Here is a 15,349-nt window from a genome sequence, read left to right on the forward strand (position 1 = left end):
GGGATACGGATTGCTTTTAATTTCTGAAAACCAGTCCGTCGTCAGTGGTATTGGCATCCACTGTAATAGGCTTGCTGCGGTCTACTTCCTGAGCCAGCAGCTTCTTCGACAAGTCGTTCAGCAAATAGTGCTGGATGGCACGTTTCACCGGACGGGCGCCGAATTCAGGGTCATACCCTGCATTGGCAAGGAAGTCTATGGCGGCATTTGTCAGAACAAGTTCCACGCCGTTACCGGAAAGCATCTTCTGCACACTCTTGATTTGGAGCACCACAATTTGCTTGATTTCGGGCTCTGTCAGTGGCAGGAACATGATGGTTTCGTCGATACGGTTCAGGAATTCCGGGCGGATGGTCTTTTTCAGCATATTCATCACTTCCTTTTTGGTTTCCTCTACGATTTGCTCCTTATTGCTACTGTTGAGCTTCTCCATCTGGCTTTGGATATAGCCGCTGCCCATGTTGGAGGTCATGATGATAATCGTATTTTTGAAGTTGACCGTACGCCCTTTGTTGTCCGTCAGACGTCCGTCATCCAGCACTTGCAGCAAGATGTTGAATACGTCCGGATGCGCTTTCTCGATTTCGTCGAATAGGACGACAGAATACGGTTTCCGCCTTACGGCTTCTGTCAGTTGTCCACCTTCATCGTAGCCCACATATCCCGGAGGCGCTCCAACCAGACGGGAAACGCTGTGTTTCTCCTGATACTCGCTCATGTCGATACGGGTCATCATTGTCTCGTCGTCAAAGAGGAACTCCGCCAGCGCCTTTGCCAATTCCGTCTTACCTACACCGGTGGTTCCCAGGAAAAGGAATGAGCCGATAGGACGTTTCGGGTCTTGCAGTCCGGCACGGCTGCGTCGTACGGCATCGGATACGGCCTCGATGGCTTCGTCCTGCCCGATAACCCGCTGGTGCAGTTCCGCCTCCAGATGCAACAGTTTGTCCTTTTCGCTTTGCAGCATCTTGCTTACCGGTATGCCGGTCCAGCGGGATACTACGTCGGCGATGTCTTCAGCGTCCACTTCCTCTTTAATCATGGCCTTGTCGCCCTGCATCTCGTGCAGTTTTTGCTGCGTTTCTTCAATCTCCTGGTTCAGCGCTTGCAGTTTGCCGTAGCGTATTTCGGCCACCCGGCCATAGTCGCCTTCCCGTTCAGCCTTGTCGGCCTCGAACTTCAGGTTCTCTATTTCCACCTTATTCTGCTGGATTTTGTTGACAAGGGTCTTTTCACTTTGCCATTTCGCCTTGTACGAGTTTTCCTGCTCCTTCAGCTCGGCAAGTTCTTTGCCGATTTGTTCCAGCTTGGGCTTGTCGTTTTCGCGCTTGATGGCTTCACGTTCAATCTCCAGCTGCTTTATCTTACGCGAAATCTCGTCCAGCTCTTCCGGTACGGAATCGACCTCCATACGCAGCTTGGCGGCGGCTTCGTCCATCAGGTCGATAGCCTTGTCCGGCAAGAAACGGTCGGTGATGTAACGGTTGCTCAACTCTACGGCGGCGATGATGGCATCGTCCTTAATCCGTACGTGGTGATGGTTCTCATAACGTTCCTTCAGACCACGCAGAATGGAGATGGTGCTCAGCGTGTCCGGTTCGTTCACCATGACAATCTGGAAGCGGCGCTCCAACGCTTTGTCCTTTTCGAAATACTTCTGATATTCATCGAGGGTAGTGGCCCCGATGCTCCTCAGTTCACCGCGTGCCAAGGCGGGTTTCAAGATGTTGGCGGCATCCATGGCACCTTCGCCCTTGCCGGCACCCACCAAGGTATGGATTTCATCAATGAAGAGGATAATGTCTCCTTCCGACTTCTTCACTTCGTTGATAACGGCCTTCAGACGTTCTTCAAATTCGCCTTTGTACTTGGCGCCGGCCACCAGTGCACCCATATCCAGGGAGTAGACTTGTTTGTTCTTCAAGTTCTCGGGGACGTCTCCACGCAAGATACGGTGGGCAAGTCCCTCTACGATGGCCGTTTTACCGGTACCCGGTTCACCGATAAGAATCGGGTTGTTCTTGGTACGCCGGCTCAGAATCTGCAGGACACGCCGTATCTCTTCGTCACGGCCGATGACGGGATCCAGTTTGCCGCTGCGGGCTGCTTCGTTCAGATTGATGGCATACTTTTCCAATGACTGGTAAGTGTCTTCGCTGGATTGTGAAGTTACTTTTTCTCCTTTTCGCAGTTCGTTGATGGCTTCCCGCAGTTCGCGTTCCGTCATCCCGGCATCTTTCAGAATGGTGGATGCAGTGCTTTTCACATTCAGCAAAGCCAGCAGTACCGGTTCCAGGGAGACGAATTCATCACCCATTTCCTTGGAATATTGGGTGGCCTTCTGGAACACTTCGTTCGTTTCACGGCTCAGGTATGGCTCTCCGCCGGATACCTTGGGCAGAGAATCAATTTGCTTGTCCAGTACAAGTGCTATCTGCTGACCGTTCATGCCCAGCTTCTGGAAGATGAAGTTGGTGACATTTTCACCCACTTTCATCACGCTTTGAAGCACATGCACGGGCTCGATGGCTTGCTGTCCACGGCTTTGTACCAGGTTCACAGCCTCCTGCACCGCTTCTTGCGCTTTAATGGTAAAGTTGTTAAAGTTCATATTTTGTTCTCCTTTCTATTTTATCAGTTTCATAACACTTGGGAAGGCGCAAAAGATTTGCCATTGGCACATTTCGGACAAATTGTCTGCATATAAAATATGTAAAATGACAAATTGTCTGTAAATCAGTCGTTTTGTTTCTTTCTACTTCTTTAGATAAGAAGTTGGAGCAAAGTTCCTTTTCGTATTAAACTCTATTGGTTAAAGAGAAGGGCAAATAAGGATGTCATGCATGAGATGTGCATCTCATGTAGTACGAGGTGTACATCTCATGTAGTACGAGATGCACATCTTATGTAGTGAGGGCCTATATGTTTTAGTAGCTAAGTCTTCGTGTTCCAGCTCCAAGGTTTCCGTGTTGTGGGGGAAGGATATTCTCTTTCCGCTTCGGAGATATAGATTAATTGCTTGGGATGATACAAGTTATTGATAAATTTGTCGTACTTTTACTGCTTCAAAGTTTTGTGCTTTCTGTGTGGTAGGTTTTCGGAGCTCTGCTTGCAGAGGAGCATTATGTATAATTATGTATTAAGATAGGAGATAATGGAGGATAAGATAAAGTTTCCGGCAAATGTGATATTGATAGATGTTGCATTTCTGAATGAAGTGGTATATGGTGCAAAGAACTTTTTGGAAGGTAAGTTGGGACGGAAGCTACCCGATGTTGACCTGCCGGCATGGTTGAGCTATCTGGCATTGGACGCCGGCTTGAGAGAACAAGAAAATGAGGTGGAAGTGTTGCTGGTGCATACTCCGGCAGCGGACGTGCTGAAGTGTTGTGAACCATCCGATGTGAATAAACTGAATCACCAGGCATGCCGTACGCCGTTGGGCGAATTTGCATTTTCTTCCGTCACCTCTTCCGGTTTAGTCTCTACCGAAGAGCTGTTTCTTGACCTGATGAACCTGGCGCTTGATTCTGCAGATGTGAAGTGTTTGATGCTGTTGCCTTTCCATCAAGTATATGGTAATGGAGTGGAGGAGAAGCTGGCGGGTTTCTTCAAAGACAAGAATGAGGAAGAACGGGGCAAAGCTGTGTACTTCATTACGGAGGAACCTCTGAGCCCGGTGTATTGCCGCCTGGAGCCGGTGTTCTATTCTTTGGCGCATGCTTTCGGCATCAAGTCTGACGAGTTATAAGATATAAGAAGTATATGAGTGATTTCCGTTTAAAAGTGTTTCAGTCTGTTGCCAAGAACTTGAGTTTTACAAAGGCTTCGCAAGAGTTGTTTGTAAGTCAGCCGGCTATAACCAAGCATATCCAGGAGCTGGAGGCCACTTACCAGACGAGGCTTTTCGACCGGCAGGGAAGTAAAATCAGTCTGACCGAGTCGGGCCGGCTGCTTTTGGAGCATTGCGAACGGATATTGGAGGACTATAAACGGCTGGAATATGAAATGCACTTGTTACATAACGAATATATTGGCGAACTCAAGTTGGGAGCCAGCACTACCATTGCGCAGTATGTGCTTCCTCCGTTGCTGGGCAGTTTTATCGGCAAGTTTCCGCAGGTCAACTTGTCCTTGCTCAATGGAAATTCCCGGGAAATAGAAGCCGCTTTGCAGGAACACCGCATTGACTTGGGATTGGTGGAAGGGGTTTTCCGCCTTCCCAATCTGAAGTACACTACTTTTCTTGAGGATGAACTGGTAGCGGTAGTCCATTCCAAAAGCCGTTTGCAGTTGCCCGAAGAGATTACTCCCCAGGATTTGCCCGCTATTCCTTTAGTGCTCCGTGAGCGCGGTTCGGGTACGCTGGACGTGATAGAACGCTCACTCCAGAAGCACGGCGTCAAGCTTTCCTCACTCCATGTACTGATGTACCTGGGTAGTACCGAAAGCATCAAGCTCTTTCTTGAAAACTCCGATTGCATGGGAATCGTGTCTATCCGTTCCATCTGCAAGGAACTGGCGGCAGGCACTTTCCGCGTGGTCGAGATAAAGGATATGCCCATGCTTCGCGACTTCTGCTTTGTCCAATTGCAAGGGCAGGAAGGAGGATTGTCACAAGCCTTTATGAACTATATGTTTATGTCCCGATAACAATAAGTTATAGTCTATAAGTAGAAACGATTGGCGGGTGTACTAAAATAGAACTACCTTTGCACCCGGAAAATTAAGGAATAAACATTAGTAATAATAGTAAAATAAACAGTATGGCTTCAAATCGAGTTTTGGCTAAAAGCATTAATATGCCTTTTCTTCAAAGTAATAATAAATTTATTTATGTATCTCTTCTGGTTGTCCTCTCCTTCTTTCTACTGCTGGATTATGTGCCCGGTATGCATGCCTATTCGGCGTGGGTCACTCCACCGTTGGCGTTGTTCTTGGGGTTGGCCTTTGCATTGCTGTGTGGGCAGGCACATCCGAAGTTCAATAAGAAGACTTCAAAGTATCTATTGCAATACTCTGTTGTAGGGTTAGGATTTGGAATGAATCTGCAGGCTTCCCTGGCTTCGGGCAAGGAGGGAATGGAGTTCACGATTATTTCTGTAGTAGGGACATTGCTCATAGGCTGGCTCATAGGACGTAAGTTCCTGAAAGTGGACCGTGACACTTCTTATCTTATCAGCTCCGGTACGGCTATCTGCGGAGGCAGTGCCATTGCGGCTGTGGGTCCGGTATTGAAGGCAAAGGATAGCGAGATGTCTGTGGCATTGGGCACCATCTTTATATTGAATGCCATTGCATTGTTTGTTTTTCCGATGATAGGCCACGCTTTGAACATGAGCCAGCATGAGTTCGGCACATGGGCGGCCATTGCCATACATGATACGAGTTCGGTAGTGGGGGCAGGTGCCGCATATGGCGAGGAGGCCCTGAAGGTGGCAACGACTATAAAGCTGACACGTGCCTTATGGATTATTCCTTTGGCTTTGGTAACTTCGTTCATCTTTAAGAGTAAGGGACAGAAAATCAGTATTCCCTGGTTCATCTTCTTCTTTGTGCTGGCTATGATTTTCAATACTTATGTGCTGGGCACTACCGAAACGGGTGCCATGATTGGGGAGGGAATCAATTCTTTGGCCCGCAAGACGCTGACTATCACTCTGTTCTTTATCGGTGCCTCTCTGTCACGTGATGTACTGAAGGCAGTAGGCATCAAGCCCTTGATACAAGGCACCTTGTTGTGGATAGTGATTAGTGTGAGCACGTTGGCATATATCTACTTGTTCTGATTGCATCGGTCCGGCAGTTCTTGAAGTATAACTTCCGGTTGAAGAAGTCGGTAGGATTTTTGCAACGTATTTCTTTCCTCATTGGATATATAGACGAATACACATCTCGGGATAACCGGGGTGTGTATTTCTTTTAATATCCTTCCCCATTGACGCCGGACCGGAGCAAGTGGAAGCCAAGTTATGATACCTTTTGCTTCCAGCGTTGCTTTTGTCCTCGGTTCGGCGTGCTGACCAGTTAATACAATGTTCCAGAAATGTGGTTCTTTCAGCTGTTTTTTTATATCTTGAGAAGTCATAGTTAGTTCACTTTTTTGATGATAAAGTCGAAAGAGGTGAAGAATTGAGGGTGCTTACCGATAGATATGGGAAGGATAATGGTAATGGAGGAATTCCTTCCTTTCCGAATATCTTTCTTGTTGTATATTTGAGAGTTATTTGTCGTATAAGTTGTCACACCAATCTTTTGGCTTGTTTCTGCCTGGCTTTTTATTATTGCAAAGGGAGTTTCCGCTTCTGCCAGTATGGGGTATTTGACTTCTGAGGTTCTTCCGTCCACAATGAATTGCATATTTTCCCAGTTTATTCGGATATCTTCTGAAGAGTTGTTGCGAATTATAATTTCCCATTGGGAGTCGTTTGGAATAAACTTATAAGTAACCCCATCTTTTGTATACTCTAATTTCCCTTTTTGGTTCTCCAGCCATTTAAAGGATACTTGGCATCCCGCATCAACGTATTGTGCAGATAAAGTGGTTGGAAATAGGAGAAACAGCAAAATGGCCAGCTTATTTTTCTTCTTATATTTCCGGTAGTCATTGTATATCCATAGCATAATAAAAATAATGCCGATAGGGATGGCTATGAGAATACATGTCAGTAAATTCATGATAGCAGATATTATTTGTTTGTTTATATGAATATGTTGCAAAAGTATCATAAAATATTTGATAAAACAAACGAATTATGAATAAAAAGAACGATACATACAGACAAATTGGTATTGGTGTTCCTTATAATATGAATGATTAATTTGTACCTTCATATAAATGGAAAAAAGTAATATATACATCGGAGAGATAATCAAGAACGTGATGCTTGAACAGCAGGTTACCAAGGCGGAACTTGCACGAAGACTGAAAGTTAAGCCTCAAAGTGTAGACTATATGCTTACGAGAAAAAGTGTTGATACGGATACGTTGTATAATGTCTCACGTGCCTTGAACTACGATTTTGCTTTGTTGTATTCCATTCATAAGGAACAGATAAATTATGATACGTTAGAGCAGGAATACAGACTCTCCACAGCGAAGGTGTTGGTGGAGCTTGAGCTGAAGCCTGAAGACATTGCAAAATTGAATCTTAAAAAGCGGATTGCTGATGTCTTGAAATAAACGCACTCTTGGGCTGGTGCTATTGGTGTTTTCATTTTTTTTCCATTTTTTCTTCCTGGTCGTGTAACAAAATCCTTTCCCCCTACGTCTGAAGGGTATAAACAGGAATCTACTATTGATAAATAGCCCATGGACGCTGAAAGTTTTAAAAAAGAGTTTCTGCCATATCATCGCAAGCTGTACTGCATAGCTTATAGGCTGTTGGAGAATGCTGCCGACGCTGAAGATTTGGTGCAGGAAGCTTATCTGAAGTTGTGGGACAAGCGGGAAGGACTGGCCATTATCAGTAATCCGGAAGCATTCAGCGTTACTCTGGTGAAAAATATGTGCTTTGATTTGCTTCGTTCGGGAAAGTATACTTTGAGCAGACAGAGTGTGGAGTTGGCCGAAGTGCATAATATGTCTCAAGCAGATAACTTTGAAGTGAGGGATGAAGCGCAGCAGGTAAGGCACATCATTGCCCATCTGCCGGTGCAACAGCAGAAAATAGTAACGTTGCGTGATGTCAAGGGATGTTCTTATGAAGAGATAGAGCAGGTCACGGGATTGAATGCTACCAATGTCCGTGTACTGTTGTCCCGGGCAAGAAAAAAGATACGTGAGGAATTTAATAAATGGAGTAACTATGAAAGTCGAGGAAATTGAAAGGCTGCTCGCCGAATTTTATGAAGGGAATACCAACGAGCAGGAAGAAGAGTTGTTGAAGGAAGCTTTCAGAACCGAAGAAGTGCCCGAGCACTTGCAGAAGGACAAGAAACTCTTTCTCAGCTTTTTTCCCGGGAAAGTGGTGGATAATGTTCCCGCCGGATTGGAGGATAAACTGAGCCGGATGATTGATGAAAAGGCTGAAGAGGAACAACGTTTTTTCCACCGGAACAAGGCCAAACGTAATTGGCGCTGGATAGGAGGTATTGCTGCCACCATTCTGGTTCTTGTAGGTGTAGGTTATGGCATTACGAACATGGGAGAGGATATGCGTCCTCCTACACCTCAGGACACTTTCTCTGATCCGGAAGCTGCTTATAAGGCATTGCAGGCCACTTTAATCGAGGTGTCTGCGAATCTGAACAAGGGAATTGAGCAGATAGAGGAAACGCGGATAGACGTAACGAAGGTGAACCAGGAAGTAAGAAAAGAAATTCAACAATAATCTGATATGAAAACAATGAAAATGATTTTGGCAGGTGTACTGCTGATGTTGCCTTTGCTTTGCCAGGCACAGAAGAACCTATTCAACAAGTATGGAGATATGAAAGGCGTGTCGTCCGTCTACATATCCAAGGCAATGATAGAAACGAATCCCAACTTGTTTACTAAAGATGTTTATATTGGGAAAGTGTCCGGACAGTTGAACTCTGTGCAGGTACTTTCTACAATGGATAATAATGTAAAGAAAGAAATGCGTAAGGATCTTCGTTCTTTGGTGCAGTCTTCCAGATATGAATTGCTGATGAAGCAGAAGGGAACAGTCTCCAGTTCTGAATTCTACATGAGCCGTAAAGGGGAAAAGGTGAAGGAGCTGATTATGATTGTAGATGGTGCAGCCACTCTGAAATTTGTTTATCTGGAAGGTGATATGACTTTGAAGGATATACAGAATATCATGATGTATCAGAATACCAGCTGGAATGGGAACAATGTGAATATACAGCTTCCGGATATAAACTGGGCGGAGATAGAGAAGTTGAAGAACCGCGATTGGCTTGGAGAATTGAAGCATTCGCAAGAACTGGCATTGAAAGGGCTGGAAAATGTAGCCAAGCTGAAAGACAACAAGTATCTGAAAGAACAAATGGATACCGATACATGGAAACGTTTTGAAAAAAGCATGGAGGCTTTGGAAGAACGTTTGGAAAAGATGGAATAGGAAGCGGTAACCTTTTAGGGAAACTTGCCAATAGAATGTTTTGTTTTTCTATTGGCAAGTTTTTTTGTTATTTGTCTTTTCTCAATTCTGCAAAGATAAGCCCTTCCAGCTCTTCTGCCAGTTCCGGATTGTCAAGGATGACCTGCTTGGCGGCGTCGCGTCCCTGGGCAATTTTCGTCTCGTTATAGCTGAACCATGAGCCGCTTTTCTTGATGATGCCAAGCTCTGCACCCAAGTCAATGATTTCGCCTGCACGGGAGATGCCTTCACCGAACATGATGTCGAATTCCGCTCTACGGAAAGGAGGAGCTACCTTGTTCTTCACAACTTTCACTTTGGTCTGCTTGCCGATTACTTCATCGCCGTTCTTGATGGCTTGGCTTCCACGGATGTCAAGACGTACGGAGGCATAGAACTTCAGTGCATTACCGCCGGTAGTTGTTTCGGGATTGCCGAACATGACACCGATTTTTTCGCGCAACTGGTTGATGAAGATGCAGGTGGTGCGTGTTTTGCTGACAGCTGCCGTCAGTTTACGCAAGGCTTGTGACATGAGCCGGGCTTGCAGACCTACTTTGTTGTCACCCATATCGCCTTCAATTTCAGCTTTCGGGGTTAAGGCAGCCACAGAGTCCACTACAATGATGTCAATAGCGGAGGAACGGATCAGTTGCTCTGCGATTTCCAGTGCTTGTTCGCCATTGTCCGGCTGTGATATCAGCAGATTGTCCACATCCACACCCAGTTTTGCTGCATAGAAGCGGTCGAAAGCATGTTCTGCATCAATGAATGCGGCAATGCCTCCTGCCTTTTGCGCTTCGGCGATGGCATGAATGGCAAGGGTTGTCTTACCGGAAGATTCCGGGCCGTAAATCTCGATGATACGTCCGCGGGGATATCCTCCCACACCAAGAGCCACATTGAGGCCGATGGAACCTGTGGGAATAACTTCTACTTGTTCGACGCTTTCGTCGCCCATTTTCATGATAGAGCCTTTACCAAAGCTCTTTTCTATCTTGTCCATGGCAGCCTGCAAGGCTTTCAGTTTTTCGCCCGATGCCAGATTGCTGCCATTTTCAAAATTCAGTTCGTCTTTTTTTGCCACGTTGTTAATGTTTAATGATTATAAAATTTGTGCCGCATGGTCTTTGGTCTTCACTTCTTTCGGAGTGATGATGCGCTCTACAATACCTTCTTCATTAATGATGAAAGTTGTGCGGAACGTTCCCATATATTTGCGGCCATACATGCTTTTTTCGCCCCATACTCCGAATTGTTCTACCAGCTTCTTGTCGGTGTCTGCAATCAGGGTAAAAGGCAGATTGTTTTTCTCAATAAATTTCTGGTGTGACTTTTCGCTGTCCACACTGACGCCGATGACTTCATAACCGGCTTTGCGCAGGTCGGCATAATTATCCCGCAGGTTGCAGGCTTGTGCCGTGCAGCCGGATGTCATGTCTTTGGGGTAGAAGTAAAGTACAATCTCCTTTCCCTTATAGTCGCTCAAGCGGATTTCTTCACCTTTTTCGTTGATACCCAATACTTCGGGTGCTTTATCTCCTATATTCACTTTATTAATGTTTAATGATTAGTGGATAATGATTAATGTTTAATCATTAATTTCAAACTTCCAAGTCTCCGTCGATAATCTCATGCCAAGGCAGGCCTTGTTTGTTGAGCTGTTCCATGAACGGGTCCGGATTGAATTCTTCAACATTCCATACACCCGGTTTTTTCCACAATCCCTTGAGGAACATCATGGCACCAATCATGGCGGGCACACCGGTGGTATAGCTTACGCCCTGCATACCGGTTTCCTTGTAGGCCTCCTGGTGGCTACAGTTGTTATATACATAGTAGGTACGCTCTTTGCCATCCTTTAGTCCGCGGATGCGGCAACCGATGGATGTTTCGCCTTCGTAGTTTTCGCCCAGGTCTTGCGGGTTGGGGAGGACGGCTTTCAGGAATTGCAGCGGAACAATCTTCATGCCGTTATATTCCACTTCGTCTATGCGTGCCATGCCGATGTTCTGGATAACGCGCAGGTGGGTTAGATACTCTTGTCCAAACGTCATCCAGAAGCGTGCACGCTTGATGGTGGGGAAATTCTTCACCAGAGACTCCAGTTCTTCGTGATAAAGCAGGTAGGAGTCGCGCGGACCGATGTTCGGATAAGTCAGGTCTTTGTGGATTTCCAGCGGCTTGGTTGTCACCCATTCTCCGTTTTCATAATAGCGGCCGTTCTGTGTAATCTCACGGATATTGATTTCCGGATTGAAGTTGGTGGCGAATGCTTTATGATGATTTCCGGCATTGCAGTCTACGATGTCCAGATATTGTATTTCGTCAAAATGATGTTTGGCGGCGTATGCAGTATAGATGCCGCTCACTCCCGGGTCGAAACCGCAACCGAGGATGGCGGTCAGTCCGGCATCTTCGAAGCGTTTCTTATAGGCCCATTGCCAACTGTATTCAAAGTGGGCAACATCTTTCGGCTCATAATTGGCGGTATCCAGATAGTTGACTCCACTTTGCAGACAAGCCTCCATGATGGTGAGGTCTTGGTAGGGGAGGGCTACGTTGATGACGATTTCGGGTTTGAAACTATTGAAGAGTGCTACCAGTTCGTCCACGCTGTCGGCATCTACCTGGGCGGTTTTGATGTTCGGGTTACCGATTGCCTTGACAACAGCGTCACATTTGGACTTGGTGCGGCTGGCTATCATGATTTCTGTAAACACATCAGGATTTTGAGCCACTTTGTGCGCAACAACGGTACCTACACCGCCTGCACCGATAATAAGAACTTTACCCATTTCTTTGTACTATATTATTATATTAGGTTTATAAAAAATACGGAGAGCAAATATAAGGGTTAATTCTTAGATAAACATTAAAATCCTGCTAAATACTTTGAGGTAAATGCTTCAAATATTAAACAAATTACTTGCATTTGGGTTATTTTCTATATATTTGCCCCTTGAATAAATTAACTTAAACAACGAATAACAATGAAAAAAGTATTTGTTTCCCTATGCATGGCAAGCGTGTTGATGGGCTTGTCTTCTTGTGCATCAACCAAAAATGCCGCAACTCTTTCTTCCATCAGCGGTGAGTGGAATATTATTGAAGTGAATGGTACTGCCGTAGTCCCTGCTCCGGGTCAGGAATTTCCCTATATCGGTTTTGACACAAAGACTGGAAAAGTATTTGGCAACAGTGGTTGCAACCGTATGATGGGTTCGTTTGACGTGAATGCCAAACCCGGCACGATTGACCTTGGCGCTTTGGCAAGTACCCGTATGGCTTGTCCGGATATGACTGTAGAAAATAATGTGTTGTCGGCTTTGAACAAAGTGAAAAAGTATAAGAAGCTGGGAAAGGAAAATATAGCTTTATGCGGTGCTTCCAATCGTCCCATAGTCGTGTTGCAGAAGAAAGAGTCCGTTTCCAAGTTGTCTGATTTGGAAGGAAGGTGGATAATTAGTGAGGCTGCGGGCGAGGCTATTCCCGACGGAATGGAGAAGCAGCCGTTCATTGAATTTAATATTGCAGAAAAGCGCTTGCACGGCAATGCGGGTTGCAATCTGATTAACGGCGCTTTCCAGGTTGATGATGAAAATCCGTCGGCAATCTCTTTCCCGCAAGTTATCAGTACCATGATGGCATGCCCTGATATGGAGGTGGAAAGCCGTGTGCTGAAAGCCTTGAATTCCGTTCAGTCTTTTGGCAAGCTGGCAGGCGGAGGCATCGGGCTGTACGATGCTGACAATAACCTGGTGATGGTGTTGGTGAAGAACTGACAAGATAGGTTGAAATAATAAAGGCTCTTACAGAAATAATCTGCTAAGAGCCTTTTTTGCATCTTGACATAAAAAGGTCTTTTACTTTTTCTTTAATCCTGCGCGTATCCGGCTCAGGGATTGCGGAGTGATGTAGAGATAAGAAGCCAGATACTTGAGCGGTACATCCTGCAGCAGTTCCGGATTCTCTTCCATCAGTGTCATGTACCTTTCTTTGGCAGTGGGAGGGGTGCCGTAGGCTACTGTGGAACTGTCTACCGACAGAATTTCCCGTTCAAAGATTCTTCTGCCGAAGTTGGCCATGTCTATGGAATGCGAAAAAAGGGCTTCCAGCTCAGGCTTACTGATACAATAGGCGATGCTTTCATTCACTGATTCGATGTTGATGAGGGAAACCTCGCTGTCCACATATCCCCACGATGAGAAAGCTGTGTCGCCCGGTGCGGCGAACCAAAGGGAGTTTTCCGTGCCGTCTGTCAGGTAGTAGGCGCGCCAGATGCCTTTCTTCAAAAGATAGAAGTTGCTGTTCCTTTCCCCTTCGCTGATAATGAGTTCTCCCTTGCTGAAACGAACTTCTGCCATGTGTGACAGAAGTTCGTGCAAAGTGTTTTCCGGTAGTTTATACTTCTTGCAGAATTTCTTTATCATAGTTTCCATGCTGCAAAGATAGTGTAAACCGAAGACAGGACTTTTATGCTTGCATGAAAAAGTTATGTTGGGGTACAGCCCATCTTGTCTAAAGATACGGATTTTTCTTTATGCTCCTTTTTCCCGGATATGTAAATCACGAGGATAAAGAGGGTTGTCAGCATTTCTGCAAGAGGAGTGGCAAGCCAGATTCCCCGGTCTCCCAATAGCAGGGGCAGTCCGAAAAAGCAGGCTGTCAGCAGGATAAAACCACGCAGCAGGGTGATAACTGTGGCATACTTGGCACGCTCCACACTCTGGAAATAGCCGATGGATACGATGTTGACGGCAAAGAACACGAAGCCGGTGGCATACAAAGGCAACCCTTTTACCGCTATGTCATAAGCCGGATAACTGCGGTCTATGAACATGCCGACAATTTCAGGGCTGCAGAATATTGTGGCCAGGGCAAAACATACCCCGCAGCCTATGGCCGTTTTCAGTGCCAGCAAGTAGGCGCGGCGGACACGTTGGCTCTCGTTCAGGCCGTAGTTATAACTGATAATCGGCTGCGCCGACTGCGCAATGGCATTATATACCATAAATATAATAGGAAAGAAATAGCAGGCAATGCTGAATGCCGCCACTCCGTCTTCCTTCAAATAATGGATGAACACCTGATTGCCGACAAACATCATGCAGGCAATCGCCACCTCGCACAAGAAGGCGGAGGAACCCAATCGGCACATATAGCCAATGTTGCGGCGCATCAGTTGCATGCTTTTCCGGCTCATCTTAATGGGGTGGAAGCGCAGTGCGCACCGGCGGCGCATCAGATAGAATACTATCATCAATGCACCTACCGTGGTACCTATGGCACTTGCCAGTGCGGCACCGAACATTCCCCAGCCAAAGGGGAAGATGAACAGATAATCCAATAGGATGTTCAGAACGGCAGCCACCACATTGCACATCATGGCGAAGTTGGGCGAACCGTCCAGCCTCAGAAAAAACATACCCGAATTGAGCAATGCCGTGAACAGAGAGAAAGGCACAAACCAAAGCATGTATTCCACAGCCAATGGCGTGAGCCGTTCAGACCCTCCGAGCAGCTTTACCACCTGCGGGGCAAATGAACAGAATAGGGTGGAGGTGCACATCAGCAACAAGGAAGATATGACTACCGACTGCGTGATATTGATGCGTGCCACCTTGACCTTTCCGTGTGACAGATGAATGGAGGCTACCACAGAGGCGCCGACGCCGAACATAAGTCCCACACCCGTAGAAAACAACCATAGCGGTGCCACAATGTTGACCGCCGCCAAAGCATCACTGCCGATTCCTTTTCCGACAAAGATGCCGTCGGTGATAACGAATAGTGCGGAGAAAATCATCCCCAGTACAGTAGGGAGCAATAGTTTGCGGAACAATGTCTTGATGTCCGTGTTCTTGAAGTCGATACTGTCTCTCATTTTTTCCATACTCATCTTATTTATTTCTTTAATATGTGAAAACCAATCATTTCCGTTGCTACGATTAAGCCCAATGTTAACTAATCCTTAATCGTTCCACTATGGTGGAACGATATTTCCCTCGTGGTGGAATGATATTTTCTCCACGGTGGAACAATATTTCCTCCATGGAGGAACGGTTAAAGGTATGCAAGGGAAATGATTAATGTTGTTCATGTTTTATCATCTCTGATTCGGGCGACAAAAGTAGAGCTTTTGAATGGAATGGAAATTAACAAATGGTAATTTCCGACAGAAAAAATGATTTTAATTCTGCCAAACTGACAGATAAACTGCCACAAGTATAAATCTGCGGCTGCTCTGAACAATTTGGCACAACGTTTGTCTTTTTATT

General features: G+C 46.0%; 16 protein-coding genes. 8 read left to right on the top strand and 8 right to left on the bottom strand.

The features are described from left to right. Nucleotides 1-16: 16 nt before the first annotated feature. Nucleotides 17-2,611 carry an ATP-dependent chaperone ClpB gene (gene clpB / locus DW096_RS06335; RefSeq protein ID WP_005832699.1) on the bottom strand — a complete coding sequence of 865 codons (2,595 nt, stop codon included), beginning with the start codon at nucleotides 2,609-2,611 and terminating at the stop codon, nucleotides 17-19. A 543-nt stretch (nucleotides 2,612-3,154) separates the two neighbouring features. Between clpB and DW096_RS06340 the strand changes: the two genes are divergently transcribed. The 3 genes from DW096_RS06340 to DW096_RS06350 all read left to right on the top strand — a co-directional run bounded on the left by DW096_RS06340 (nucleotide 3,155) and on the right by DW096_RS06350 (nucleotide 5,789). After that, nucleotides 3,155-3,751 (top strand): DUF6621 family protein, encoded by a 597-nt coding sequence (locus DW096_RS06340; RefSeq protein WP_025836268.1) that lies wholly within the window; start codon nucleotides 3,155-3,157, stop codon nucleotides 3,749-3,751. 14 nt (nucleotides 3,752-3,765) lie between these two features. Continuing rightward, entirely contained in the window at nucleotides 3,766-4,653 is an 888-nt protein-coding gene (locus DW096_RS06345; protein ID WP_035448955.1) for a LysR family transcriptional regulator, read from the top strand. A 113-nt stretch (nucleotides 4,654-4,766) separates the two neighbouring features. Further along, the gene (locus DW096_RS06350) at nucleotides 4,767-5,789 is read left to right on the top strand and encodes a YeiH family protein (protein ID WP_009038126.1); all 1,023 of its coding nucleotides are present in this window, start codon (nucleotides 4,767-4,769) and stop codon (nucleotides 5,787-5,789) included. Here DW096_RS06350 and DW096_RS19710 read toward each other — a convergent pair. Beyond that, nucleotides 5,777-6,088 carry a transcription termination/antitermination NusG family protein gene (locus DW096_RS19710; RefSeq protein ID WP_005832697.1) on the bottom strand — a complete coding sequence of 104 codons (312 nt, stop codon included), beginning with the start codon at nucleotides 6,086-6,088 and terminating at the stop codon, nucleotides 5,777-5,779. The genes DW096_RS06350 and DW096_RS19710 overlap by 13 nt on opposite strands. 2 nt (nucleotides 6,089-6,090) lie before the next feature. Beyond that, a complete protein-coding gene (locus DW096_RS06360; protein ID WP_005832696.1) occupies nucleotides 6,091-6,678 on the bottom strand; it encodes a hypothetical protein in 588 nt (195 codons plus the stop codon). Nucleotides 6,679-6,838: 160 nt separating this feature from the next. Here DW096_RS06360 and DW096_RS06365 point away from each other — a divergent pair, with 160 nt between their 5' ends. The 4 genes from DW096_RS06365 (at nucleotide 6,839) to DW096_RS06380 (ending at nucleotide 9,050) form a co-directional block, all read left to right on the top strand. Beyond that, nucleotides 6,839-7,183 (top strand): helix-turn-helix domain-containing protein, encoded by a 345-nt coding sequence (locus DW096_RS06365; protein WP_005832695.1) that lies wholly within the window; start codon nucleotides 6,839-6,841, stop codon nucleotides 7,181-7,183. Nucleotides 7,184-7,312: 129 nt separating this feature from the next. Beyond that, a complete protein-coding gene (locus DW096_RS06370; RefSeq protein WP_022401984.1) occupies nucleotides 7,313-7,828 on the top strand; it encodes an RNA polymerase sigma factor in 516 nt (171 codons plus the stop codon). Beyond that, the gene (locus DW096_RS06375) at nucleotides 7,809-8,333 is read left to right on the top strand and encodes a hypothetical protein (RefSeq protein WP_118930882.1); all 525 of its coding nucleotides are present in this window, start codon (nucleotides 7,809-7,811) and stop codon (nucleotides 8,331-8,333) included. Before DW096_RS06370 ends, DW096_RS06375 begins: the two co-directional genes overlap by 20 nt. Nucleotides 8,334-8,339: 6 nt before the next feature. After that, the gene (locus tag DW096_RS06380) at nucleotides 8,340-9,050 is read left to right on the top strand and encodes a DUF4252 domain-containing protein (protein ID WP_005832692.1); all 711 of its coding nucleotides are present in this window, start codon (nucleotides 8,340-8,342) and stop codon (nucleotides 9,048-9,050) included. A gap of 67 nt (nucleotides 9,051-9,117) precedes the next feature. Here the strand turns inward: DW096_RS06380 and recA are convergent, their stop codons facing one another. Genes recA through DW096_RS06395 form a run of 3 tightly spaced genes read right to left on the bottom strand, consistent with a single transcriptional unit; the run spans nucleotide 9,118 to nucleotide 11,866 of the window. Then, nucleotides 9,118-10,155, bottom strand: a complete 1,038-nt coding sequence (gene recA, locus DW096_RS06385; protein WP_005831765.1) for a recombinase RecA — start codon at nucleotides 10,153-10,155, stop codon at nucleotides 9,118-9,120. Between the two features lie 18 nt (nucleotides 10,156-10,173). Beyond that, nucleotides 10,174-10,620, bottom strand: coding sequence for a thioredoxin-dependent thiol peroxidase (gene bcp, locus DW096_RS06390; protein WP_118930881.1), 447 nt, complete (start codon nucleotides 10,618-10,620; stop codon nucleotides 10,174-10,176). Nucleotides 10,621-10,672: 52 nt separating this feature from the next. After that, complete coding sequence (locus tag DW096_RS06395; protein ID WP_005831761.1) at nucleotides 10,673-11,866, bottom strand: saccharopine dehydrogenase family protein; 1,194 nt, start codon at nucleotides 11,864-11,866, stop codon at nucleotides 10,673-10,675. Between the two features lie 195 nt (nucleotides 11,867-12,061). On the opposite strand from DW096_RS06395, the gene DW096_RS06400 reads away from it, so the two are divergent. Next, nucleotides 12,062-12,853 (top strand): META domain-containing protein, encoded by a 792-nt coding sequence (locus tag DW096_RS06400; protein ID WP_009038130.1) that lies wholly within the window; start codon nucleotides 12,062-12,064, stop codon nucleotides 12,851-12,853. Nucleotides 12,854-12,934: 81 nt separating this feature from the next. Here the strand turns inward: DW096_RS06400 and DW096_RS06405 are convergent, their stop codons facing one another. Together DW096_RS06405 and DW096_RS06410 are read right to left on the bottom strand one after the other, a co-directional pair. Beyond that, on the bottom strand, nucleotides 12,935-13,510 hold the full coding sequence (locus DW096_RS06405) for a Crp/Fnr family transcriptional regulator (protein WP_005831755.1): 576 nt from the start codon (nucleotides 13,508-13,510) through the stop codon (nucleotides 12,935-12,937). Between the two features lie 53 nt (nucleotides 13,511-13,563). Continuing rightward, the gene (locus tag DW096_RS06410; protein WP_034529672.1) at nucleotides 13,564-14,964 is read right to left on the bottom strand and encodes an MATE family efflux transporter; all 1,401 of its coding nucleotides are present in this window, start codon (nucleotides 14,962-14,964) and stop codon (nucleotides 13,564-13,566) included. Between the last annotated feature and the right edge of the window lie 385 nt (nucleotides 14,965-15,349).

The sequence above is a fragment of the Bacteroides sp. AM07-18 genome, from assembly GCF_003602695.1.
GTDB lineage: Bacteria > Bacteroidota > Bacteroidia > Bacteroidales > Bacteroidaceae > Bacteroides > Bacteroides uniformis.